Raw genomic sequence first — 21356 nt, forward strand, 5'->3', positions numbered from 1 at the left:
GCAAAAATCTGATTTAAAAACATGTTACAAGTACCGTTTATACGTCAAAATAAAGAGTTTGTACTCGAGCGGCTGGCGTTCAAGAACTTCAGGGAACTGGAAGTAGTGGATGAAGTGTTGGCGCTGGACGACAAACGCAGGAAATTAACACAGGAATACGATGACATTCAGGCGCAGGTAAATAGCCTGTCAAAGGAGATCGGGAAACTGATGGGACAGGGAAAGAAAGAGGAAGGAGAAGCGCAGCGCGCTGCGGTGGCTGCGTTGAAAGAGCGTCTGGGACCGGTGAATGAAGAGCTGAATGCAACAGAAAAAGCACTGCATGATGCACTGGTGAAGCTGCCCAACCTGCCTGCAGCGATTGTACCTCCCGGTAAATCTCCGGAAGACAACGTAGAAGTACGCAGAGGCGGTAAAATTCCTGAATTATACGATGCCGCTGTTCCCCATTGGGATCTTGCTAAACAATACGACCTCATAGACTTTGAACTGGGGAATAAGATCACTGGTAGTGGCTTTCCTGTATTCAAAAACAGGGGCGCCAGGTTACAGCGGGCGCTGATCCAGTATTTCCTGGACTATAATACCAGCGCCGGTTATACGGAATATGCACCGCCTTACATGGTGAATGAAGCATCCGCCTATGGCACCGGTCAGTTGCCGGATAAAGAAGGCCAGATGTACCACGCAAGGGATGATAACTATTATCTGATCCCAACGGCGGAAGTACCTGTTACCAATATTTACCGCGATGAGATCCTGAAAGATACAGACCTGCCCATCAAAATGACGGCTTACACGCCTTGTTTCCGCCGTGAGGCCGGTTCTTATGGTAAAGATGTGCGTGGCCTGAACCGTGTTCACCAGTTTGATAAGGTAGAAATTGTGCAGCTGGTACATCCCGACAAATCATTTGAAGCGCTGGATGAAATGGTGGCGCATGTAGAAACACTGCTGAATCAGCTGGAGCTGCCTTATCGCATCCTGCGTTTATGCGGTGGCGATATGGGCTTTACTTCTGCCATCACCTATGACTTCGAAGTATATAGCGGTGCACAGCAGAAATGGCTGGAAGTGAGCTCTGTGAGCAACTTTGAGGCATATCAGACTAACCGTATGAAGATACGCTTCAAGGAAAGCAACGGAAAGCCACAGCTGGTACACTCACTGAATGGCAGTTCCCTGGCCCTGCCACGCATTATTGCATGCCTGCTGGAGAATAACCAGACGGTAGAAGGGATAAGAATTCCTACCGCATTACAGAGCTATTTCGGTAGCCATGTGATTTGATAGAATTACGAATTAAGAATTACGAATTACGGATCAGAGCGAAGATCTTAGCGAATAATGATAATAATGATATTTATCATCCGCTAAGATCTTCGCTCTGATCCGTAATTCGTAATTCTTAATTCGTAATTTACCTCGTGTAACTTTTTCTCATGAAACATTTTCTTCCCAGCGGAGATGAATTAACCATACGTCCGGCAGAACTGAGTGATGCTGCGGGTTTGCTGCAAAATTTCCAGCGTGCGACAGCAGAAACAGACTTCCTGTTGTTCACCCCCGGAGAGTCACTGGAACTGGATCTGCACTCCGAGGAAGATTATATCAGCACTTATCTCGACAATCCCCGGCAAATCCTTTTACTGGCCATTGTAAATGGCCGCATTATAGGTTCACTGAATGTAAACCATACCGGGTTTCGTAAAAAAGCACATACAGCAGAAATGGGCATTTCTGTGGAAAAGGCCTGGAATAATATGGGTATAGGAAGACGGCTGATGACAGCGATGCTGCGTTGGGCCGAAGCCCAGCCATGGTTACTCAGCATTACCCTGCAGGTGTTTTCCAATAACGAAAAGGCAATGCAGCTGTACCGGAACTTCGGATTTATGGAATGCGGGCGGATCCCGCAGGCAATCCTTCAAAAGAACGGCGGGTATACCGACCTGGTGACTATGTATCTCCCTATAAAACCCATCGGGTAATATTACAATCCCGTTAGAATCCCGGTCTATAATTTCTCCGGAATACGATTAATTTTAGTCTCTAAATAAAGACGGCATGGACAGATATGACAGGCAGACCAGGCTGGAAGGGTTTGGAAAAGAAAAACAGGCATTGCTGCAACAGGCGAAAGTGCTGGTGATAGGCGCTGGCGGCCTCGGAGTGCCGGTGTTGCAATACCTGACAGGTATGGGCGTAGGTTGTATCGGCATTGTAGAGCATGATACAGTGGATGTTACCAATCTGCAGCGACAGGTATTGTATACCACTGCCGACCAGGGCAAACCGAAGATACAACAGGCGGTACTGCGGCTGCAACAACTGAACCCTGCAGTGAAACACGTGATTCATGATACCTGGCTGACGGTAGATAACGCTTTGGAGCTTTTCCGGGAGTACGATGTGATTGTAGATGGATCAGATAATTTTGGAACACGTTACCTGGTGAATGATGCCTGTGTAATTACCGGCAAACCATTGGTTTACGGGGCTATTTATAAATACGAAGGACAGCTGAGTGTATTTAACTACCAGGGCGGCGCCACTTACCGCTGCATCTTTCCGGAAGCGCCGGAAAGCGGAGAAATGCTGAACTGTAACGACATTGGTGTATTGGGTGTACTACCGGGCATTATCGGGTGCTATATGGCCAACGAAACGGTGAAAGTGATCACTGGTATCGGCACACCTTTGCGCAATCAGCTGCTGACCATCAATACGCTTCATAATACCCATTTGTTATTTAACATCACCCCGGTGGAAGCCAACCGGCAGATAAAAACGCTGCAGGCCGACTATCAGCAAAGCGTTTGTGAGGTGGCGGGTGTGCAATCATTGTCGGTGCAGCAACTGCACGACTGGATCAATAAGCAAACCCGTTTTATGTTGTTGGATGTGAGGGAAGAAGATGAATGGGAAATATGTCATATCCCGGAATCTGTGCATATCTCTATGGGCCTCGTTTTGCAACGGCTGGATGCTATACCTGCCGATATGCCGGTTGCGGTGTTATGCCATCACGGCATGAGAAGCCGGGCCGTGGCGCAACGTTTGAATGAGCTGGGCTTCAGTCGCATGTATAATGTGGAAGGCGGCATTCATGCATGGGCCAGTGTGATTGATCATCAAATGCAAACCTACTAACCGTGATAACAGAGCTTTGTATCTTTTTCTTTATCATCGCCCTGGTATATTCAGCCGCCGGTTTCGGTGGCGGTTCCAGCTACCTGGCGCTGATGGCCTTATGGGGCGTGGATTTCCAGCTGATGAAATCCACTGCGCTATTATGTAATGTGGCAGTAGTGATCGGCGGTGTTTATCATTTTTATAAAGAGGGGCATCTGCCGATGAAGAAGGCATGGCAGCTTTCATTGATCAGTGTGCCGCTTAGTTTTGTGGGCAGTTACCTGCCACTGAAACAGGCTACGTTTTTCCTGTTGCTGGGAATTGCACTGACACTGGCTGCATTGCTGATGTGCTACCGGTTGTTTTTTGAAAAAGATGAACCTGTTATCCCGGAAAACCGCGGCAATGCTACCGCGTACGGCGCCATAGGCGGCGCTATCGGCCTGTTATCGGGGATGACAGGGATAGGTGGAGGAATTTATCTTTCCCCCGTACTGAGGTTGGGAAAATACGATACCGCCAAAAATATAGCAGGCCTCAGCAGCTTTTTTATACTGGTGAATTCCATCGCCGGTTTGTGCGGACAAGCCGCCAAACATGCTATTGTATTTGATATGAAATTTGCCGGCCCATTGTTGCTGGCTGTAATTGCCGGCGGGCAGATAGGCGCCCGGGTGAGCGCCAAAGTAATGAAACCCCGATGGGTAGCGGGTGCTACGGCATTGCTGATATTGTATGCGGGCGTGAAGATGTTAATAAAATAAACCTCAGCCGCCTATGACAGACATGCTCTCCATCAGCCTGCCGGTATGATGATCCTCTGCTTCAAATCCATTTGCAAACCGTGCATGAATAGCCGATTGTATAGCTGGTAATACCGGCTGGCCGCTTCTTAGCAGGTCTCTGACATTGAGTACATCATTTCCATAAAGACAGGTTTTCACACTACCGGTAGCGGATATACGAAGCCGGTTACAGGTGCCGCAAAAGGTGCGGCTGTAAGCCGGTATTACGCCGATGTTTCCTGCGTGCCCGGGAATGCTGTAATTCAGCGAGGTAGATGCCGGAACGTCCGTGGTTTTTAAAAGCGTGTAGGCGTTGCTGATAGTATCCAGGATTTTTTGATAATTCCAGTTGATGCCAGAAAACGTATGTCCCTGACCGTTAAATGGCATTTCTTCGATGAACCGCACTGATAACGGTGAATGCCGCGTCAGTTCTGTGAAAGCCGTTAGTTCATCTGTATTCACATTTTCCATGACCACCACATTCAGCTTTACTTTCAGCTGCTGTTGCAGCAATGCCTGCAGCGTTTGCATTACTTCCGGGAAATTATCGCGGCGGGTGATTTGCAGAAAACGATCGCGTTGAAGTGTATCGAGGCTGAGATTGATATGCTGTATGCCCAGTTGGGCCAGCTCCGGGATAAAGGGAGCCGTCAGCACGCCATTAGTGGTGATAGCGATATCGGTAATACCCGGGATTTCCTTTATAGCGGCCAGCAGCGCCATCAGGCCGGGGCGCAGGAATGGCTCGCCTCCGGTGATCCTCACTTTGGATACGCCTGCGGCAGCCAATATCTGCAGTAACTGAAGTATTTCCTCATCGGTAAGCAGCTCCCTGCGATGCACGAAATGCATGTTTTCGGGCATACAGTAAGTACAGCGCAGATTGCACCGGTCTGTTACTGATATTCTTACGTAGTCAATGGTTCGGTGATGAGCATCTGTCAACATCTTCTCTCAGCATTTGGTGCCGGCCATCGGGTTATCGAAAGCTTGGCTGTCGTCTTCATCTCTGTTTGTAAGACACTTAAAATCTTTTTCCACCAGTATGGCAAGGGTGGAGCCATCGTCATTGGGCAGGCTAAGCTCGAAACCCACCTGGTCGGGTGCGTACCAGCTTTCGAGGCGGGAAAATGGCAGCAGGAGATGAACGCCGTCGTGTTCCATTTTAATGACAGGATCAGTAATATCTTTTCCCCGTACGCAGAAGTGAAGCGTACCGGCGCCTATATGCGTGATAGACTCTACTTTTCCGGTGCTTTCCAACAGTTCCATATCCGTTTTATCGAGCCGGTATCGTATGCTGTTACCCCTGATCCGTATTTTCATATACAATGATTTGCCGGTATTAAAATTACTACTTTATCGGGGCTATATTGTAGTTTTAAGTAACAATTTAATGAGTATGGGCATATTATTGTTTGGTGCGGCAAAGGATATAGCGGGGGCGCCTGTGGTAGAAAAACCTGAGCATATTTCCGACGTAGCGGCACTGAAAGTGTGGCTGTATGAAACCTACCCGGCCCTGCATCAGCTGAAATCATTGATGATAGCGGTGAACCGGAGTTATGCAGCCGATTCGCAACCCGTAAACAGTACTGATGAAATAGCCGTTATTCCGCCGGTAAGCGGAGGATGAATTTACAGATGGAAGTTTTAATAGATATCAGACCAGTGGTGACGGTACAGGAAGCGCTGGATTTTATACAATCGCCTCAAAGCGGCGGCCAGGTGCTGTTTTCGGGCAATGTACGCAATCATACCCGGCAGCGGGAAGTACTGAAATTAGTGTATGAATGTTACGAACCGATGGCCATTATGGAGATGCAGAAAATAGCCACGGCTGTAGCGGCCAGATGGGAGGTGCACAGGCTGGCTGTTATACACGCCATGGGCGAGAAATATCCCGGTGATATAGCGGTAGTGATTGCTGTAGCGGCAGCGCATCGAGGGGTAGCTTTTGATGCCTGCGAGTATGTGATTGATACCCTGAAAGAAACGGTGCCTATCTGGAAGAAAGAATATTTTGCAGATGGGGAGGTATTGTATGGAGACAGGCCCTGAAAGGCTTTTCTTTACTTTGTTCCCAGCCGCAGCTCGCGCTGGGCGGTTAGTTTTTCTTCCGGCGTATTGGCATTGAATTGTTCAGCAGCGAAGGGATTATGTAACGTTTTAATGCTGGCATTCAGCATGGTTTTACGTGGACAGTTGGTGCCGGCCAGCACGTTACTTTCCAGGGCGCCGAGCCCGGATGGTTCCCAGATGGCGATAAGCGGTTCCGGCAGTTGATTGACGGGGCTGATGAAAGTGGTGGCGTTTTTCCCTGCATCCCTTGAGTTAATCAGCAGTTCCAGGCTTTGCCGGCTTAGCAATGGCAGATCGCAGGCCAATATCAGCCAGGCAGTTTCGGGCTGTAGCGCGTGAGCGCTGAGTAATCCTGCCGAAGGGCCTCCCTGCGTTACAGTATCCGGGATCAGCAGCGAATAGCCTGAAAAATCGGCCAGCTGCTCCCGCCGGCAGGAAATATATACCTCCGGAAGAAATTCCTGCAGCAGTGATACCAGGTACTGCCACTGGGGCATGCCGTGATATACGATGTTACTCTTGTTTTCCTGCATCCGGGTGCTCCATCCACCACAAAGGACAAGGCCTTTGAGCGGAGCCTGCTTATCTTGCATAGTCATGTTTACCACCTGTTTTGCTGATCAGTTTTGTTTCCCTGATGATCATATCCTGTGTAAGTGCTTTGCACATATCATAAATAGTTAATGCAGCTACACTGGCGCCAGTGAGCGCTTCCATTTCCACGCCGGTTTTCCCGTTTGTTTTAACAGTACAGCGGATAACTGCCTCCTCACCTTCCAGCCCTATTTCCACATTACAGCCATCCAGTAACAGGGTGTGGCAAAGTGGTATCAGTTCCGGTGTTTTCTTTGCTGCCATGATACCAGCGATGATAGCCGTCTGGAATACGCCTCCCTTGCGGGTTTGGATGTCGTGTCCCTGAAACTGCTCCCGCACCGCCTGCGGCAGGAAAATACGGCTTTCGGCAACGGCTACACGGTAAGTATCCTGTTTGCCGCTAATATCGACCATAGCAGGTTGTCCGCTGCTGCTCAGATGTGAGAAAGCATTACTTGATTCATTGGACATAAAAGCATAAATTTAGAGGAGTTCACCAGATACAAATGTAATTCAAAATGATGTTGACAGTAGCTGCTGCTTTTAAGGCTGTAATGGAAACCGTACGCGACCTGGGTACGGAAATGGTGCCTTTTAGCGCTGCTACCGGCCGTATTTTGAGGGAACCGGTGCTGGCCGACCGGCCTTTCCCGCCGTTCGACAGGGTCATGATGGATGGCATCGCTATCAACTACGACAGCTATGCCAGGGGGCAGCATATTTTTGGCGTAGAAGATTTACAGGCTGCCGGTACGCCGCAGTTGCAGCTATCCAATACTGCGAACTGTATCGAGGTGATGACCGGAGCCATACTCCCGGATATGACAGACACGGTAGTACCCTACGAACACCTTACGCCCTCTGAGCATGAGGGATTCCGACGGTTTACCATTCACACAGTGACAAAAAAAGGGCAATTTATTCATCGTATAGGATCGGATGTGGAAACAGGGGCTGAGTTGATTTCTCCCGGTACACTTATCGGTCCTGCTGAAGCAGGTGTATTGGCTACTGTAGGAAAAACCAGTGTGCATGTAAGCCGGTTACCGCGTGTGCTGGTGATCGCCACCGGTGATGAGCTGGTACCCGTTGATGCTACTCCGGAGGCGCACCAGGTGCGTATGTCTAATATTTACAGCCTGATGGCTTCGCTGAAACAACTGAATGTGGATGCGCGTGCCATACATGTTACGGATAATGAAGAAGAAATGATAGCGCAGTTGCGCCCATTGATAAATGAAACAGATGTGTGGATCAGCTCCGGTGCAGTAAGTGCCGGCAAATTCGACTACCTGCCTGCAGTATTGCAGCAGCTTGGTATGCAGCAGGTATTTCATAAAGTGCAGCAGCGGCCGGGAAAACCTTTCCTGTTCGGATCTTTCGAAAAAGGCCCTGTGGTATTTGCATTACCTGGTAACCCGGTATCAGGATTTATGTGTTTCTATCGCTATGTGCATCCCTGGATACAAGCCGCTATGCAGGCAGTAGTTACTGCGCCTTTCTATGCGCAACTGTCTGAAAAAGTGATTTTTGATGCAGCGCTTGAATATTATCTTCCGGTAAAATTACAATCACAACCCGATGGCATGATGATGGCGGTACCCCAGCCATATCAGGGGTCGGGAGATCTTGCCAGCCTGCTTCGTGCAGATGCTTTTCTGGCATTGCCTTTAGATAGAACTGTTTTTGAAAAAGGAAGTTGTTATCAAGTCTGGAAATTTCGTTAAAAAAAATTAACAATCGTCCTTATAGCCCGGCCTTATTGAATTTGCAGCGATACCTGTATGATCGGACCTGATTAAACTCCTTGTTTATTTGTGAGTCTTATTTAAAATCATTTACATATGGCCGAAGTTGCCCAAAAAACAGCATTGCAACATCTTGCCTGGCGCGCTGGCTTTGGAGAAACCCGCCCGGTTATTGCCGAGTGGGAGGACAAAAGGCGAAAAGAGATTGTGAATAAAGTGCTTATTGGCCGGGTGAAATCGTCGGCTACCTCAGTAGACGTTATGTCGGCCAGCGATTTGCCGGATCCCAAGAAGCAAAAGACGATGACACCGGATGAGCGGAAGGCTTTTCAGAAGATGAATGATCAGGGAATAAAAGACCTGAATGTGGCCTGGGTGACCGCTATGGTAAAGAGTGAACATCCGCTGCGGGAGAAAATGAGCCTTTTCTGGCATGGGCATTTTGCCTGCCGCACACAGAATATCCTTTTCAATCAGCAACTACTGTCTGTTATCCGCGATAATGCATTGGGCGATTTCGGTGAATTACTCAGTGGGGTGTCTAAAAGCCCGGCTATGCTGCAATTCCTGAATAATCAGCAGAACCGCAAACAACATCCAAACGAAAATTTTGCCCGGGAAGTGATGGAACTCTTCACCATGGGGAGAGGTAATTATACTGAAACGGATGTGAAAGAAGCTGCCAGAGCCTTTACAGGATGGGAATTTGATGAGAATGGTGAATTTGTTTTTCGCGATAAACAACATGATGACGGGATTAAATTTTTCCTCGGTAAGCAGGGAAACTTTAATGGCGATGATATCCTGAAAATACTATTGGAGCAACGACAGACAGCCCGTTTCATCACTGCAAAGATCTACCGGTATTTCGTCAGCGAAACGCCGGATGAAGCCCGTATCAATGATCTGTCAGATAAGTTTTATCATTCTGGCTACAACATCAAATCCCTGATGCGGGAGATATTCATGGCCGACTGGTTCTACGACAGCAGTGTGGTTGGTAATCGTATTAAGTCGCCCGTGGAATTGCTGGTAGGGTTGCGCAGATCCATTCCGATGACATTTGAAAAGGAAGAAGTGATGCTGCTGTTCCAGCGTGTACTCGGACAGCTGCTCTTTTATCCTCCCAATGTGGCTGGCTGGCCCGGCGGCCGCAGCTGGATCGATAGCTCCAGCCTGATGTTCCGGCTTCGTGTACCTCAGGTGATCCTCTACTCACAGGTGTTGAATATAATGCCTAAAGATCTGATGCCGGAAATGGGAGAAGGGGCAGCTTATAAGATGACATTGCAGATCAACGATTTCCTGAAGAACCAGTACGCCAAGAAGGTGAATGCGTGGATCGACTGGGGACCTTATGTGCAGAGTTTTGAAGATGTGCCCCGCGAAAAGCTGGCCAATGAAATTGCTGGTCATCTGCTGGTGAGGCCTGGAAGTATCAATCGCCCGTTGCTGGACAAGTACGCTGATATCAGTACCCGCGATAACTATATCAAAACGGTGACGATTGATGTGATGAGTACACCGGACTACCAGCTATGCTGATACCGTTGAAAACTTTTTAAATAGGTAATAATTCTTGTATCTAAAAGTTAACAGGCTATGTTGTTCACACGCCGACGTTTTTTACAGGCAGGTTCCCTGGTATCAGCTTCCATGCTGATGCCGAAATTCCTGAAAGCATTGGAGAAAGGGCAGATGGTGCCCCCGGGAAATAAAGTGCTGGTGATCATACAGCTTTCAGGCGGTAACGATGGATTGAATACCATCATACCCTACCGGAATGACATTTACTACCGGGTAAGACCGGCTTTAGGTATAAAGCGGGAGGCAGCGTTGTCGCTGAATGACGAGCTGGGGATACATCCTGCTCTGAAGGGGCTGAAAGCACTCTACGACGATGGCGCCCTCGGTATTATCAACAACGTGGGCTATCCGAACCCTGATCGCTCGCACTTCCGTTCCATGGATATATGGCATTCCGCCAGCCAGTCGAACGAATACTGGTCCGATGGCTGGATAGGCCGCTACCTGGATGCCCAGTGCAAAGGCTGCGACAGGCCCACTCAGGCATTGGAAATAGATGATACCCTGAGCCTTGCGCTGAAAGGCGACAACGATAAAGGACTGGCGCTCACCGATCCTGCCCGCCTGTTTGGCACCAGTAGCGACAGATTTTTCAAGGATCTTCAACAACAGTACAATACCGGCGGCGATCATCACAGCAACGCCGACTACCTGTACAAAACGATGGGAGAAACAATATCTTCCGCCGCTTATATCCAGCAGCAATTCAAAACATATAAATCAGCAGAACCATATCCTAACACAGAACTAGGCAGAAACCTGCGTACCATCGCTAATCTGATCATGTCTGATATCAACACCAAAGTGTATTATGTATCCCATGGCAGCTTCGATACGCATGTGAACCAGCAGGATCAGCAGGCCCGTTTGTTCGGCCAGCTAAGCGACGCAGTAACTGTATTTACCGGCGATCTGAAAAAGAACCACCGTTTTGAAGACGTAGTGGTAATGACATTCTCGGAATTCGGAAGAAGGGTAGGACAGAACGCCAGCGGTGGAACAGACCATGGTACTGCCAACAATATGTTCCTGATTGGTGGAGGCCTGAAACAGCAAGGCCTTATCAACGAGGGGCCTGACCTTGTTAATTTGAAAGATGGAGACCTGCAATACAAAGTAGACTTCAAAAGCGTGTATGCTACCCTGTTATCCGGCTGGCTTGGAGCCAATGATAAAGATATACTGAGGAGAGAGTATGCGAAGATGGGGTTTGTATAAAAGAATTACGAATTATGAATTACTGGTGTCCGGTAAAACTTAGGCTTGATCAAAAAGCCTAGGTTTTACGGGCATAAAAGGTTCAAAAAAGGGATATTTAAAGTTCCAGGCCCCTATGTGGCAAATAGCAAAAGCGGAGAATCTTTAGCTTTATACTGATTGAACCTGTCTAAAAGGCTTTTTTCGGCCGCCGTGATAAAGGCTTTAAGGTTCATATAAGTCATCATATGTAGCCTGACCATACTAACCAGATTAGAAAAGGACCATTTGCATTTGTAGTTAGAGCTGATTACTTTAAGAATAAGATCAGCAATCATTACACACCAGATTTGTATTTTAATAGCATTGGGGCTATCTCCCAGAAAGTATCTAAGGGGATAATTTTGCTTTAGCCGCTTAAATAATAATTCAATCTGCCACCTTTTATGATAACAATCAGCTATAGTAGCAGGTTTGAGATGAAAATCATTAGTTATAAATTCAAAGATATGGCCGCTTTTTTTGTCCTTATAAGTAATAAGTCGGGCCTTTACCTTAGCATTTTTTTTATTATGATTATGTCCTAACTCAATTTCCCGGTCAGCTAAAACCCCCTTGTTTACCTGCGACTCACTGATGGGACGATCTTCGATAATTGTATGAATGGAACTATCGATGTTACGGGTTATCCATGTAATGGCTCCTTCATCCAAAGTGTTATAAGCACTATAGTCTCTGTATCCTTTATCAAATACCAGGATTGACCCGGCAGGTAACACCACTTTTTTAAGAAAGGAAACATCAGCTTTGGCAGCAGCGCTGAATCTAACCATACAGGGTACATCCTGATCGCTTCTCATTAAAGTGTGTACTTTAATACCGCCTTTGCGTCTTCCATCCATATCAGATTTACCTGCCCCTTTTAATATCTGCTGAAACAGGCTGATAGTGGTAGAATCAAACAGATAAAGTTTTGATGCCAGTTTTGCCGGCCGGCTGTCCGGTAAAAATTGTCCATACCGCTTTAATAGTTCCAGGTAGATGGCTTCAAAAACTTTTGTACCTCTACGTATACTGGCATCAGAAATAGTACTCCTTCTGGGCGGATGGGTGATGCCCAGATGGGCTAGTCGGTGCTCCCAGGCCAGCATGCCTGTAGTAACCTCCCGCAAGGAGCTACACTGATTAATTATACTGTAAAGTAGCGTCACCAGATGATCATAGGTCTTGAATCGCTTACAGCAACGATCTGCCTGATAGTGAATGGCTAATTTGTTCACCAGCGGTCTGGGAATAAAAGAAAGTAACTGACTAAATATCGGCTGTCCGGTAAAATATATACCTTTACTCATGGTACTTTTTTTAAGTGTGGTAACTTGAAAATACCAAAAAACGGGGACGATTGTCCCCGTTTTTATTCATTGACTTCTTTTTTTCCCCGGACACCAATGATTATGAATTACGAATTACGAAACAGAGCGAAGACTTTAGCGAATTGATTATCTGCTAAAGTCTTCGCTCTGTTTCGTAATTCGTAATTCGTAATTCATAATTCGTAATTCTCTCTATTGGCTTACCTGCTTCACTGTGGCTCTGAACGCTCCGTCCAGGGCTTGCACGGTACTGGCGCCAGCTGAGGCGCTGAGGGAACCGGAAAAATTCCCTTCAACAATATAGCTGTCGATATAAGTGAGGTTTAAAGTGAAATTGGAACCGGAAGTCAACCTGGTACCTGTTTGATCATTAAGATCCATTGTTACACTGGTGCCGGGCCTGCTCATGGAATAATTGCCGGGAACAAAAGGCATAGCAGGTGTTGAGAAATTCAGTGTGATGATATCCCCTGCCTTTGTCTGGCCGGAGATCACCATCTTTGGATAGTTGTTGACTGGATCAGTAATAGGCACATAAATAACACCATTGGGATTTTCTGATAAGTACACTTTATTATCCAGCTTTACTGAAATAAAATTGCGCTTACGACTATCGTTCTTATCCTTGCTGCAGGATATGCTAAACAAAACAATGATGCTGAGCAATGCGGGCATTAGAATTCGCAGAGGTTGCATTATAAATTATTTTTATAAAAACGCGACTAAATTAAACATTTAAAAAGAAAAACGAATGCCGGCAACAGATTGTTACAACCAGCTACCGGCATTCTGTATGAATAGAAATGAATATTACGCTTTACGTGCCGTGCGGTACAGGTACCAGCCCATAAACGTAAAAAAGGCACATCCTATTATATAATATCCTCCTTCACTCAGGATTTTTGTAAGTATAGTTTGTTGATTCACTTTGGCAAGTATGATGGCCGACCAGTCAAAGCCTGCGAGTATAGCGATCACTACACCGGCTACCGCACCACCCGCCACGAGGCCCGTGGCAAAAAGATTACCCCGGCCCAGTTCCTCTTCTTCCGGTAACTTTTTCTTATTTTCTTTCTTTTGTTTATACTCTACAAGTCCACGGATGGCGCCTCCTGCGAAAATGGGCAGCGTGGTAGATAACGGCAGATAAGCGCCCACTGCAAAAGAAAGAGAGTTGACGCCGCAAAGCTCCATGGTGATAGCAAGAAAAACGCCTACCAGCACAAATTGCCAGTCGAGGTTAAAGGAAAGTATCCCTTTGGCCAGCGTTGCCATCAAAGTGCCCTGTGGTGCAGGATAATAGGTGCTTCCAATAGCGTGGTCCTTTATCCCGTGCTGTATCATATCAGCAGTTGGTTTGTCGAGGAACTTTACGGTGAGGCCTATCACCACTGAAGAAACAATCGCCCCGATGAAAAGTGACAGCTGTTGATATATCGGTGTGGCACCTACGATATAGCCGGATTTCAGATCCTGGGAGGTACTGCCTGCGTTGGCGGCAGCGATGCAGATCATTCCGCCCACCACCAGCGCGAGGGGCTCATATAATTTCCCTGTCCAGCCAACGGAGATGAATACCAGGCAGGTGCCCATCAGGGTAGCGATAGTCATACCGGAAATAGGGTTATTGGAAGAGCCGATCAGGCCTACAATGCGACTGGATACGGTTACGAAGAAGGCACCGAAAACCACCACCAGTAAGCCTACCAGCAGTTTTTTGCCGATGGAGTCGCCGGGTAACTGCGGCAAAAATGCCATGAGCAGCACGAGCGCCAGGCTTCCGAACAGCACTACTTTCAGACTCAGATCCCTCTCTGTTCGCGGCACGCTGCCTTTTCCGGCAACTTTTTCGGAGCCGTCTTTGATGGCACCAAGACTGCCTTTAAAAGAAGAAATGATGGTAGGAATTGTTTTCAGCAGGGTAATAAATCCGCCTGCGGCTACCGCTCCTGCTCCTATCTGGCGTACATAGGCGTAATATATCGCAGACGAATAATCGGAGAATGTGTGGGTAGCGGGATCCCAGCTGCCTTGTCCACCGGGTGTTTGCAGATTGGCCAGGTAGCCTATCTTCACCAGTTGTGCGGCTATCGTGTCGGGTGGCAGCAGGGACGCCAGTAGCGGGATCAATCCCAGCCAGGCCAGCACGCCGCCAGCCACCAGTACCCCGGCTATGCGTGGGCCGATGATATATCCGACGCCCATATATTCCGGTGTGATATCGCAACTGATTTTGGCAGATGGAAAAAATTTGCTGGCTTGTTTAGTCATATATTGCGGCGTTTCCGCGATGATATGCAACACCTTTTGAAACACGGCATAAGCGAAGGCAAACCCTAATCCGTAGAAAGCTGTTTTTGCAAAGTCACCGCCTTTTTCGCCGGCAATCAGTACATCCCCGCAGGCAGTACCTTCCGGATAGGGTAAGGTTCCATGCTCCTTTACAATGAGTGATCTTCTTAACGGAATCATCATCAGTGTACCCAGTATACCGCCAAATATTGCCAGCGTAAGAATGGTGAAGTAATTGAAGAACTTTTCTCCGCCACCGTCGCTGAGAAACAGGAAGCCCGGCAGCGTAAATACTACACCGGCAGCAATTGATTCACTTGCAGAACCGGTAGTCTGAATGATATTATTCTCCAGTATGGTTGTTTTGAAAAATTTCCTCCCCAGTGTAATAGCAATAACAGCGATGGGAATGGACGCAGAAACCGTAAGACCCGCTTTAAGTGCCAGGTATACTGTAGCAGCACCGAAAATGACCCCGAAGAAGCAACCCAGCAAAATGGCCTTGAGGGTAAACTCTTTCATTTGCGTTCCGGGAGAGATGAAAGGTTTGAAGTTATTATCCAGCATATTTGATTCAATTAGGAATTAAGGGTTGGGAATTAGGAATTAAAATGCGAAGATCTAAGCGAGTAATATAATTAAAATATAATTACAATATCCGCTTAGATCTTCGCACTTTAATTCTTAATTCCTTGTTCTTAATGCTTGATTTTTATCTAACCCCATGCATCCATTTTTTCAGGAAGCTGGTGGAGAGGAATAACAGTATTGCAGCCGCGCCGGGCAGGATAACGAATACCATAAAGAATTCGTACAGATTGTGGATCGTAAAACCTGCAAAAGTAGGATAGTGCGCAGCCAGTTTTAATTCCTGCATCTTGTCGAGTTGCTGGGCGGTAGCAGTAATAGTACCATCCAGGATGCCTTTCAGATCGATGCCGTTTTCGGTAGCCAGTTTGTATTTATCCATTGTTGGAGGAAGCAGTGCGCCCAAAGTACCAGCCAGGGCATAGCCCGCGGCATTTGCCAGGAACCATACTCCCATGAGCAGAGAGGAGAAGCGGTGTGGCGCCAGCTTGGATACCAGGGAAAGGCCTATTGGCGACAGGCACAACTCACCCAGTGTATGGAAGAGGTACATCAGAATCAGCCAGCTAACTCCCAGTTTTTCGTTAGGTCCGAGCGACTTCATCTGGATGGCAATGATAAAAAAGCCCAAAGCCAGCAAAGCCAGGCCAATCGACTGTTTCATGGGAGAAATAGGCTCGAGGTTGCGCTTCTGCAATTTCAGCCATAACCAGCTGAAAGGCAGTGCAAATACGATGATAAAGATGGAGTTGGCATTTTGCACGAAGCTCGGTGGCATATCCCAGCCTAACAGGCGGCGATCTGTCTGATAATCAGCTATGAAGGTCAGGGAAGATCCTGCCTGCTCAAAACAGGCCCAGAAGAAGATCACAAAGAAGGCCACAAAATAGATAACGAGGATCCTTTGTCTTTCTACTTTAGTGATAGATTTATCGGTGAGAATCAGTACAGCCAGACTGATACCGGAAGCATATATAAATGGATATAACCAGGATTTGATAGGGTTCTTGTCGAGCGACAGATAGTGAATCCCAAAGAACAATACCACGAGGAGGCCAAGTACGCCAACAATGGCGGCGGGAGTGAATTTAGCTTTATCAGCTTCATCATTCTGAGTAGCAGCGGAAGGCTTGCTGAAGTCTGGTTTAGCGCCGATGGCTTTACCATCGGGGGTAACCACGTATTTGTCTTTCAGGAAGAAGAACAGTATGGTACCGAGGAACATCGCGATACTGGCGGCGAGGAATCCCCATTTGAATGCACTTACCATTCTTACGCCATTCAGATCAACTTTGTCGCCAAGAACAGGGCAAATGAGCATACCAAGGAAGGCGCCCATATTGATACCCATGTAGAAGATGGTGAAGGCAGAATCGAGGCGGCCGTCGTTTTTCGGATAGAGCTGGCCAACCATGGAGGAAATGTTGGGTTTGAAGAACCCGTTTCCGAAGATGATCACCAGCAGTGCCAGCCAAACCACGGTAGTAGCAGTAGGTACGCTGGTAGCATACAGGGTGGCGCTCAGTACCATCAGCAGCTGGCCTACGCCCATTACAAAACCGCCAATAAGAATACAGTTCCTGTTACCGAGGTAGCGGTCTGAAATATAACCGCCCAGCATAGGTGTAAGGTAACAGAGGCCAAGAAAGCCACCATAGATATAGGAAGAATCTGCTTCTGAGAAAGCCAGTGCATTTACCAGGAAGAGCGTCAGCAACGCCCGCATACCATAGAAGTTAAACCGTTCCCACATTTCCGTGGCAAATAATACTGCAAGCCCCTTGGGATGGCCCTTTTGCGAGGCAACAGGAGACTCTTGTGCAACAGCAGTTTGCATCATAAGTTGGTTAGTTTTAGCAATAGTTTGTTTTAGATTTTGTAAACCTCTAAATGTGGCAAGTTAAAGAAAATCGGTTATCTCCGTAAAAAAATGGTATGATTGCTCATTTTTTGAGCTTTTTTCATCTTTCTTTGCACTTTCTTTCGCATTCTGCATTTATTAGGCAATTAGTATGAATATCTTATTACTTGGAAGTGGAGGCCGTGAACATGCACTGGCCCTGAAAATGTCGCAAAGCACCCTCTGTGGTCAATTGTTTATAGCTCCCGGCAATGCGGGAACCGCGCAATGCGGCAAAAATGTGAACATGGCCGTCAATGAATTTGAAAAGATAAAATCCTTTTGCCTGGAGAATGCTATCGATCTTGTAGTGCCGGGCTCTGAAGAAGCGCTGGTGCTGGGGATCTATGATTTTTTCAGGAACGACCCTGTATTGCAGCATATTCCTGTACTCGGGCCTTCTGAAGAAGGTGCCCGGCTGGAGGGTAGCAAGGCATACGCCAAGTTGTTCATGGAGCGCCACCAGATACCGACTGCGGCTTACCGTGAATTCAGCGCCGAAAACTATGAAGAAGGCGTTGCTTATCTGAAGCAGCACTCCTTACCAATCGTGCTCAAGGCCGATGGCCTGGCGGCGGGTAAAGGTGTGGTGATAGCTGCATCGCATGAGGAGGCCATCACCGAGTTCGAACAGATGATCAAAGCCGCCAAATTCGGAGATGCCAGCAAAACCGTGGTGGTGGAGCAGTTCCTGACAGGCATCGAGCTGTCGGTTTTTGCCATCACCGACGGGCATTCCTATAAGATACTACCGGAAGCAAAAGACTACAAGCGTATAGGTGAAGGTGATAAAGGCCTGAATACCGGCGGCATGGGAGCGGTATCGCCTGTACCATTTGCTGATGCGGCTTTTATGAAGAAAGTGGAAGACGAGATCGTTCGTCCTACTATCGAAGGGTTATCAAAAGAAGGAATAGTTTATTACGGATTTGTATTTTTTGGCCTGATTAATGTGGAAGGATCGCCTTTCGTAATTGAGTATAACTGTCGTATGGGGGATCCTGAAACGGAAGTAGTAATGCCCCGTTTGAAGAATGACCTGCTGGAGTTATTCAATGCCGTAATATCCGGCCAACTGAGAGAACAAACTATTTATGCCGACGAGCGCGCAGCTGCTACTGTTATGCTGGTATCAAAAGGGTACCCCGAAGCTTATGAGAAAAACAAGGTGATAACAGGTATTCCTGCCCCTACCCGCGACCAGGTAGTATTTCATGCAGGTACCCGACAGAATGGCGACGAGGTGCTGACCAACGGTGGCCGTGTTTTGGCAGTAACATCGCTCGCAGAAAGTTTGTCGATGGCATTAGCACATTCAGTTCAGACAGCAGAGCAGATCAGCTTTGAAGGTAAGGTATACCGGCGCGATATAGGATATGAGTTTAACAACTAGCTATCAGCGTTCAGCTTTTAGTTGAGACCACAATAGCGGCATCTGAAATCTAAAATCTGACGGCTAAAACCTTTTTTGAAAATATCCGTTTTTTGCATCGTATATTCGTTGGAATTATTCATTTTTGCATTCTAATTTTTGACCGTATCAACAATGGGATTTTTTAATTTTTTAACGCAGGAAATCGCGATAGATCTTGGTACAGCAAATACGCTGATTATCCATAATGACCAGGTAGTAGTGGACGAGCCTTCCATTGTAGCGATAGAGCGGGCTAGCGGCAAAATTGTGGCAGTTGGAAAAAAGGCCATGATGATGCACGAAAAAACACACGAATATCTTAGGACTATACGTCCCCTGAAAGATGGCGTGATAGCGGACTTTAACGCCGCTGAAGGCATGATCAGGGAACTCATAAAAATGATTTACCCCAAGAAGCCACTGTTTGCACCGAGCTGGCGCATGGTCATCTGTATACCATCCAGCATTACTGAGGTGGAAAAGAGGGCTGTTCGCGACTCCGCAGAGCAGGCCGGCGCGAAAGAGGTATATCTGATACACGAACCGATGGCTGCTGCACTGGGTATCGGTATCGACGTGGAAGAACCGGTAGGTAACATGATCATTGATATAGGCGGTGGTACCACCGGTATTTCTGTGATTGCCCTGGCTGGTATCGTTTGCGACCAGAGTATCCGTATCGCAGGTGATGAATTCACTGCAGATATCATGGAAGCACTCCGCCGTTACCATAGCCTGCTGATCGGTGAAAGAACAGCAGAACAAATCAAGATCCACATCGGATCTGCCCTGAAAGAACTGGATAACCCACCAGATGATATTCCGGTTAACGGACGTGACCTGGTAACAGGGATACCCAAACAGATCATGGTTTCCTACCAGGAAATCGCGGAAGCCCTTGATAAATCTATCTTTAAAATCGAAGAAGCCATCCTGAAGGCGCTGGAAACAACGCCGCCGGAGCTGGCATCAGATATTTACCGCAGAGGCTTATACCTGACAGGTGGCGGTGCGCTGCTGCGTGGACTGGATAAGCGTCTTACCCAGAAGATCAAACTGCCTGTGCATGTAGCAGACGATCCGTTACGCGCCGTGGTTAGAGGCACTGGTATTGCATTGAAGCATGTTGGTAAGTATCCGTTCCTGATGCAATAACTCATTTTGTAATCTGCCGGCTGTTTGATTCCCGCGAAACAGGCTGCCGGCAGATTCCTGAATCTAAAACCTGTCGCGCTTGTGCGAAATCTAATCATTTTCTTTAGGCGATACTTTAACTTCTTCTTATTTCTGCTGCTGGAAGTGATTTGTCTGGTATTGGTATTCCAACGCAACAATTTCCAGCGGGCAGCCTACCTCAGTTCCGCCAATGATATCAGCGGCAAGTTATACGACAAGTATAGTAACGTACAGTATTATTTTCATCTGAAGTCGACCAACGACAGCCTGGTAAATGAAAACATGCGCCTGCGTAATGCACTCCGCAGCAGTTACGACAGCATGGTCACTACCAACGGAGTTAAGATCGATACCGTACGGCAATATAGCGATGATACCCTGCGCCGGGTGATCGGAACCCAGATCCGCCGGTACGAGTACTTCGCTGCAAAAGTTATCAATAATTCCATCAACAAACCTGTTAACTATATCACCATCCACCGTGGCGCCCTTCAGGGAATCCGGCCTAATATGGGCGTTATCAGTACCAGTGGCGTAGTAGGAGTAGTGAGAAGTGTCAGCGATAACTATGCAGTAATATTATCAATGCTCTCAAAATCCAATTCCGTGTCTATCAGTGCCCGCCTGGGTAATGGAAAGGAAATGGGTTCGGTACACTGGGATGGTGAAGATGCCGGCTATGCCCTGCTGAAAGACATTCCGAAAAGTGCCCGTATACATAAGGGAGATACAGTAGTGACCAGCGGCTTCTCTGCCCTGTTCCCTGAAAATATTCCTATCGGCTATGTAGAAAGCGTTGCCGTAGGTGATAAAGCAAGTACCGCGTATACTATCCGCCTGAAATTGGCTACCAATTTCTTTAACCTGCAGTATGTATACGTGATAGAAAATCTGTTGAAAGACGAACAACAGCGATTGGAAGACTCAACTTACAAGTTGATCAAATGAGTATACTGTTAAAAAATATAATCCGATTTGTATTCCTGTTACTGATACAGGTGTTTGTGCTCAATGAAATATTGCTGCACCAGTTGGTCAGTCCCTATTTGTACATGCTTTTTATTCTGGCATTACCCTTTAACCTGCCCCGCCCGGCATTGATGCTCATGGGGCTCCTGATGGGGCTTGCCCTGGATATGTTCATGAATACCCCCGGTATGCACGCTGCTGCCTGTGTATTCATTGCTTATCTGCGTCCATTCATTATCAATATCCTATCGCCACAGGGAGGATTCGAAACAACACAGAAAACTCCATCTATGACCAGTATGGGAGTTTCACAGTTCCTCATTTATGCCGCTATCCTGGTTTTCCTGCATCATACCGTATTTTTCATTCTGGAAGTATTTGGTATGGGAAACCCACTGTACCTCGCGATGAAGATAGTATTTTCAACACTGGCCAGTCTGTTCCTGATTGTATTGTATGAACTGCTTTTCTTCTCGAAGAAGTAGTGCGTTAAAGCTTTAGCTTTTTTAA

21 protein-coding genes are annotated in these 21356 nt (G+C 47.2%); 13 read left to right on the forward strand and 8 right to left on the reverse strand.

The window, feature by feature from the left end:
- Positions 1-21: 21 nt before the first annotated feature.
- The 4 genes from serS (at position 22) to UNH61_RS31900 (ending at position 3899) form a co-directional block, all read left to right on the forward strand.
- A complete protein-coding gene (serS, locus tag UNH61_RS31885) occupies positions 22-1290 on the forward strand; it encodes a serine--tRNA ligase (protein ID WP_326996079.1) in 1269 nt (422 codons plus the stop codon).
- 152 nt (positions 1291-1442) lie between these two features.
- Positions 1443-1991, forward strand: a complete 549-nt coding sequence (locus tag UNH61_RS31890) for a GNAT family protein (protein ID WP_326996080.1) — start codon at positions 1443-1445, stop codon at positions 1989-1991.
- A gap of 76 nt (positions 1992-2067) precedes the next feature.
- Positions 2068-3153, forward strand: a complete 1086-nt coding sequence (locus tag UNH61_RS31895) for a HesA/MoeB/ThiF family protein (RefSeq protein WP_326996081.1) — start codon at positions 2068-2070, stop codon at positions 3151-3153.
- Between the two features lie 2 nt (positions 3154-3155).
- Positions 3156-3899 (forward strand): sulfite exporter TauE/SafE family protein, encoded by a 744-nt coding sequence (locus UNH61_RS31900; RefSeq protein ID WP_326996082.1) that lies wholly within the window; start codon positions 3156-3158, stop codon positions 3897-3899.
- Positions 3900-3902: 3 nt separating this feature from the next.
- Here the strand turns inward: UNH61_RS31900 and moaA are convergent, their stop codons facing one another.
- Positions 3903-4871: a GTP 3',8-cyclase MoaA gene (gene moaA, locus UNH61_RS31905; protein WP_326996083.1), complete on the reverse strand. Its 969-nt coding sequence runs from the start codon at positions 4869-4871 to the stop codon at positions 3903-3905.
- A 6-nt stretch (positions 4872-4877) separates the two neighbouring features.
- The gene (locus UNH61_RS31910; RefSeq protein WP_326996084.1) at positions 4878-5249 is read right to left on the reverse strand and encodes a hypothetical protein; all 372 of its coding nucleotides are present in this window, start codon (positions 5247-5249) and stop codon (positions 4878-4880) included.
- Positions 5250-5325: 76 nt separating this feature from the next.
- On the opposite strand from UNH61_RS31910, the gene UNH61_RS31915 reads away from it, so the two are divergent.
- Together UNH61_RS31915 and UNH61_RS31920 are read left to right on the forward strand one after the other, a co-directional pair.
- Complete coding sequence (locus UNH61_RS31915; RefSeq protein WP_326996085.1) at positions 5326-5559, forward strand: MoaD/ThiS family protein; 234 nt, start codon at positions 5326-5328, stop codon at positions 5557-5559.
- 8 nt (positions 5560-5567) lie between these two features.
- A complete protein-coding gene (locus UNH61_RS31920) occupies positions 5568-5984 on the forward strand; it encodes a molybdenum cofactor biosynthesis protein MoaE (RefSeq protein WP_326996086.1) in 417 nt (138 codons plus the stop codon).
- 11 nt (positions 5985-5995) lie between these two features.
- Here the strand turns inward: UNH61_RS31920 and UNH61_RS31925 are convergent, their stop codons facing one another.
- Together UNH61_RS31925 and moaC are read right to left on the reverse strand one after the other, a co-directional pair.
- Complete coding sequence (locus UNH61_RS31925; RefSeq protein WP_326996087.1) at positions 5996-6604, reverse strand: NTP transferase domain-containing protein; 609 nt, start codon at positions 6602-6604, stop codon at positions 5996-5998.
- Entirely contained in the window at positions 6588-7073 is a 486-nt protein-coding gene (gene moaC / locus UNH61_RS31930; RefSeq protein WP_326996088.1) for a cyclic pyranopterin monophosphate synthase MoaC, read from the reverse strand. Before moaC ends, UNH61_RS31925 begins: the two co-directional genes overlap by 17 nt.
- 47 nt (positions 7074-7120) lie before the next feature.
- Between moaC and UNH61_RS31935 the strand changes: the two genes are divergently transcribed.
- The 3 genes from UNH61_RS31935 to UNH61_RS31945 all read left to right on the forward strand — a co-directional run bounded on the left by UNH61_RS31935 (position 7121) and on the right by UNH61_RS31945 (position 11155).
- A complete protein-coding gene (locus UNH61_RS31935; RefSeq protein ID WP_326996089.1) occupies positions 7121-8329 on the forward strand; it encodes a molybdopterin molybdotransferase MoeA in 1209 nt (402 codons plus the stop codon).
- Between the two features lie 117 nt (positions 8330-8446).
- Positions 8447-9895 carry a DUF1800 domain-containing protein gene (locus tag UNH61_RS31940; RefSeq protein ID WP_326996090.1) on the forward strand — a complete coding sequence of 483 codons (1449 nt, stop codon included), beginning with the start codon at positions 8447-8449 and terminating at the stop codon, positions 9893-9895.
- 57 nt (positions 9896-9952) lie between these two features.
- Entirely contained in the window at positions 9953-11155 is a 1203-nt protein-coding gene (locus UNH61_RS31945) for a DUF1501 domain-containing protein (RefSeq protein WP_326996091.1), read from the forward strand.
- Between the two features lie 113 nt (positions 11156-11268).
- Here the strand turns inward: UNH61_RS31945 and UNH61_RS31950 are convergent, their stop codons facing one another.
- From UNH61_RS31950 to UNH61_RS31965, 4 genes are all read right to left on the reverse strand, one after another.
- The gene (locus UNH61_RS31950) at positions 11269-12486 is read right to left on the reverse strand and encodes an IS4 family transposase (protein WP_326992991.1); all 1218 of its coding nucleotides are present in this window, start codon (positions 12484-12486) and stop codon (positions 11269-11271) included.
- Between the two features lie 213 nt (positions 12487-12699).
- Positions 12700-13203 carry a hypothetical protein gene (locus tag UNH61_RS31955; RefSeq protein WP_326996092.1) on the reverse strand — a complete coding sequence of 168 codons (504 nt, stop codon included), beginning with the start codon at positions 13201-13203 and terminating at the stop codon, positions 12700-12702.
- Between the two features lie 114 nt (positions 13204-13317).
- Positions 13318-15366: an OPT/YSL family transporter gene (locus UNH61_RS31960; RefSeq protein ID WP_326996093.1), complete on the reverse strand. Its 2049-nt coding sequence runs from the start codon at positions 15364-15366 to the stop codon at positions 13318-13320.
- 145 nt (positions 15367-15511) lie between these two features.
- Positions 15512-17227, reverse strand: coding sequence for a peptide MFS transporter (locus tag UNH61_RS31965; protein WP_326996094.1), 1716 nt, complete (start codon positions 17225-17227; stop codon positions 15512-15514).
- Positions 17228-17399: 172 nt separating this feature from the next.
- Here UNH61_RS31965 and purD point away from each other — a divergent pair, with 172 nt between their 5' ends.
- The 4 genes from purD (at position 17400) to mreD (ending at position 21331) form a co-directional block, all read left to right on the forward strand.
- Positions 17400-18680: a phosphoribosylamine--glycine ligase gene (purD, locus tag UNH61_RS31970; RefSeq protein ID WP_326996095.1), complete on the forward strand. Its 1281-nt coding sequence runs from the start codon at positions 17400-17402 to the stop codon at positions 18678-18680.
- A 153-nt stretch (positions 18681-18833) separates the two neighbouring features.
- Entirely contained in the window at positions 18834-19856 is a 1023-nt protein-coding gene (locus tag UNH61_RS31975; RefSeq protein ID WP_106527013.1) for a rod shape-determining protein, read from the forward strand.
- Between the two features lie 81 nt (positions 19857-19937).
- Complete coding sequence (gene mreC, locus UNH61_RS31980) at positions 19938-20825, forward strand: rod shape-determining protein MreC (protein ID WP_326996096.1); 888 nt, start codon at positions 19938-19940, stop codon at positions 20823-20825.
- Positions 20822-21331, forward strand: a complete 510-nt coding sequence (mreD, locus tag UNH61_RS31985) for a rod shape-determining protein MreD (protein WP_326996097.1) — start codon at positions 20822-20824, stop codon at positions 21329-21331. Before mreC ends, mreD begins: the two co-directional genes overlap by 4 nt.
- Positions 21332-21356: the final 25 nt, after the last annotated feature.

The organism is Chitinophaga sp. 180180018-3 (assembly GCF_037893185.1).
In the GTDB taxonomy this organism is placed as follows: Bacteria; Bacteroidota; Bacteroidia; order Chitinophagales; family Chitinophagaceae; genus Chitinophaga.

Bases quoted from the DNA above. Each gene is read 5' to 3' on its own strand.
- UNH61_RS31940 (WP_326996090.1), top strand. From the start codon at position 8,447: ATGGCCGAAGTTGCCCAAAAAACAGCATTGCAACATCTTGCCTGGCGC.
- UNH61_RS31920 (WP_326996086.1), top strand. From the start codon at position 5,568: ATGGAAGTTTTAATAGATATCAGACCAGTGGTGACGGTACAGGAAGCG.
- UNH61_RS31950 (WP_326992991.1), bottom strand. From the start codon at position 12,486: ATGAGTAAAGGTATATATTTTACCGGACAGCCGATATTTAGTCAGTTA.
- UNH61_RS31895 (WP_326996081.1), top strand. From the start codon at position 2,068: ATGGACAGATATGACAGGCAGACCAGGCTGGAAGGGTTTGGAAAAGAA.
- UNH61_RS31975 (WP_106527013.1), top strand. From the start codon at position 18,834: ATGGGATTTTTTAATTTTTTAACGCAGGAAATCGCGATAGATCTTGGT.
- UNH61_RS31935 (WP_326996089.1), top strand. From the start codon at position 7,121: ATGATGTTGACAGTAGCTGCTGCTTTTAAGGCTGTAATGGAAACCGTA.
- UNH61_RS31945 (WP_326996091.1), top strand. From the start codon at position 9,953: ATGTTGTTCACACGCCGACGTTTTTTACAGGCAGGTTCCCTGGTATCA.
- UNH61_RS31915 (WP_326996085.1), top strand. From the start codon at position 5,326: ATGGGCATATTATTGTTTGGTGCGGCAAAGGATATAGCGGGGGCGCCT.
- UNH61_RS31910 (WP_326996084.1), bottom strand. From the start codon at position 5,249: ATGAAAATACGGATCAGGGGTAACAGCATACGATACCGGCTCGATAAA.
- mreD (WP_326996097.1), top strand. From the start codon at position 20,822: ATGAGTATACTGTTAAAAAATATAATCCGATTTGTATTCCTGTTACTG.
- UNH61_RS31965 (WP_326996094.1), bottom strand. From the start codon at position 17,227: ATGATGCAAACTGCTGTTGCACAAGAGTCTCCTGTTGCCTCGCAAAAG.
- moaC (WP_326996088.1), bottom strand. From the start codon at position 7,073: ATGTCCAATGAATCAAGTAATGCTTTCTCACATCTGAGCAGCAGCGGA.
- UNH61_RS31890 (WP_326996080.1), top strand. From the start codon at position 1,443: ATGAAACATTTTCTTCCCAGCGGAGATGAATTAACCATACGTCCGGCA.
- serS (WP_326996079.1), top strand. From the start codon at position 22: ATGTTACAAGTACCGTTTATACGTCAAAATAAAGAGTTTGTACTCGAG.
- moaA (WP_326996083.1), bottom strand. From the start codon at position 4,871: ATGTTGACAGATGCTCATCACCGAACCATTGACTACGTAAGAATATCA.
- UNH61_RS31925 (WP_326996087.1), bottom strand. From the start codon at position 6,604: ATGACTATGCAAGATAAGCAGGCTCCGCTCAAAGGCCTTGTCCTTTGT.
- purD (WP_326996095.1), top strand. From the start codon at position 17,400: ATGAATATCTTATTACTTGGAAGTGGAGGCCGTGAACATGCACTGGCC.
- UNH61_RS31955 (WP_326996092.1), bottom strand. From the start codon at position 13,203: ATGCAACCTCTGCGAATTCTAATGCCCGCATTGCTCAGCATCATTGTT.
- UNH61_RS31960 (WP_326996093.1), bottom strand. From the start codon at position 15,366: ATGCTGGATAATAACTTCAAACCTTTCATCTCTCCCGGAACGCAAATG.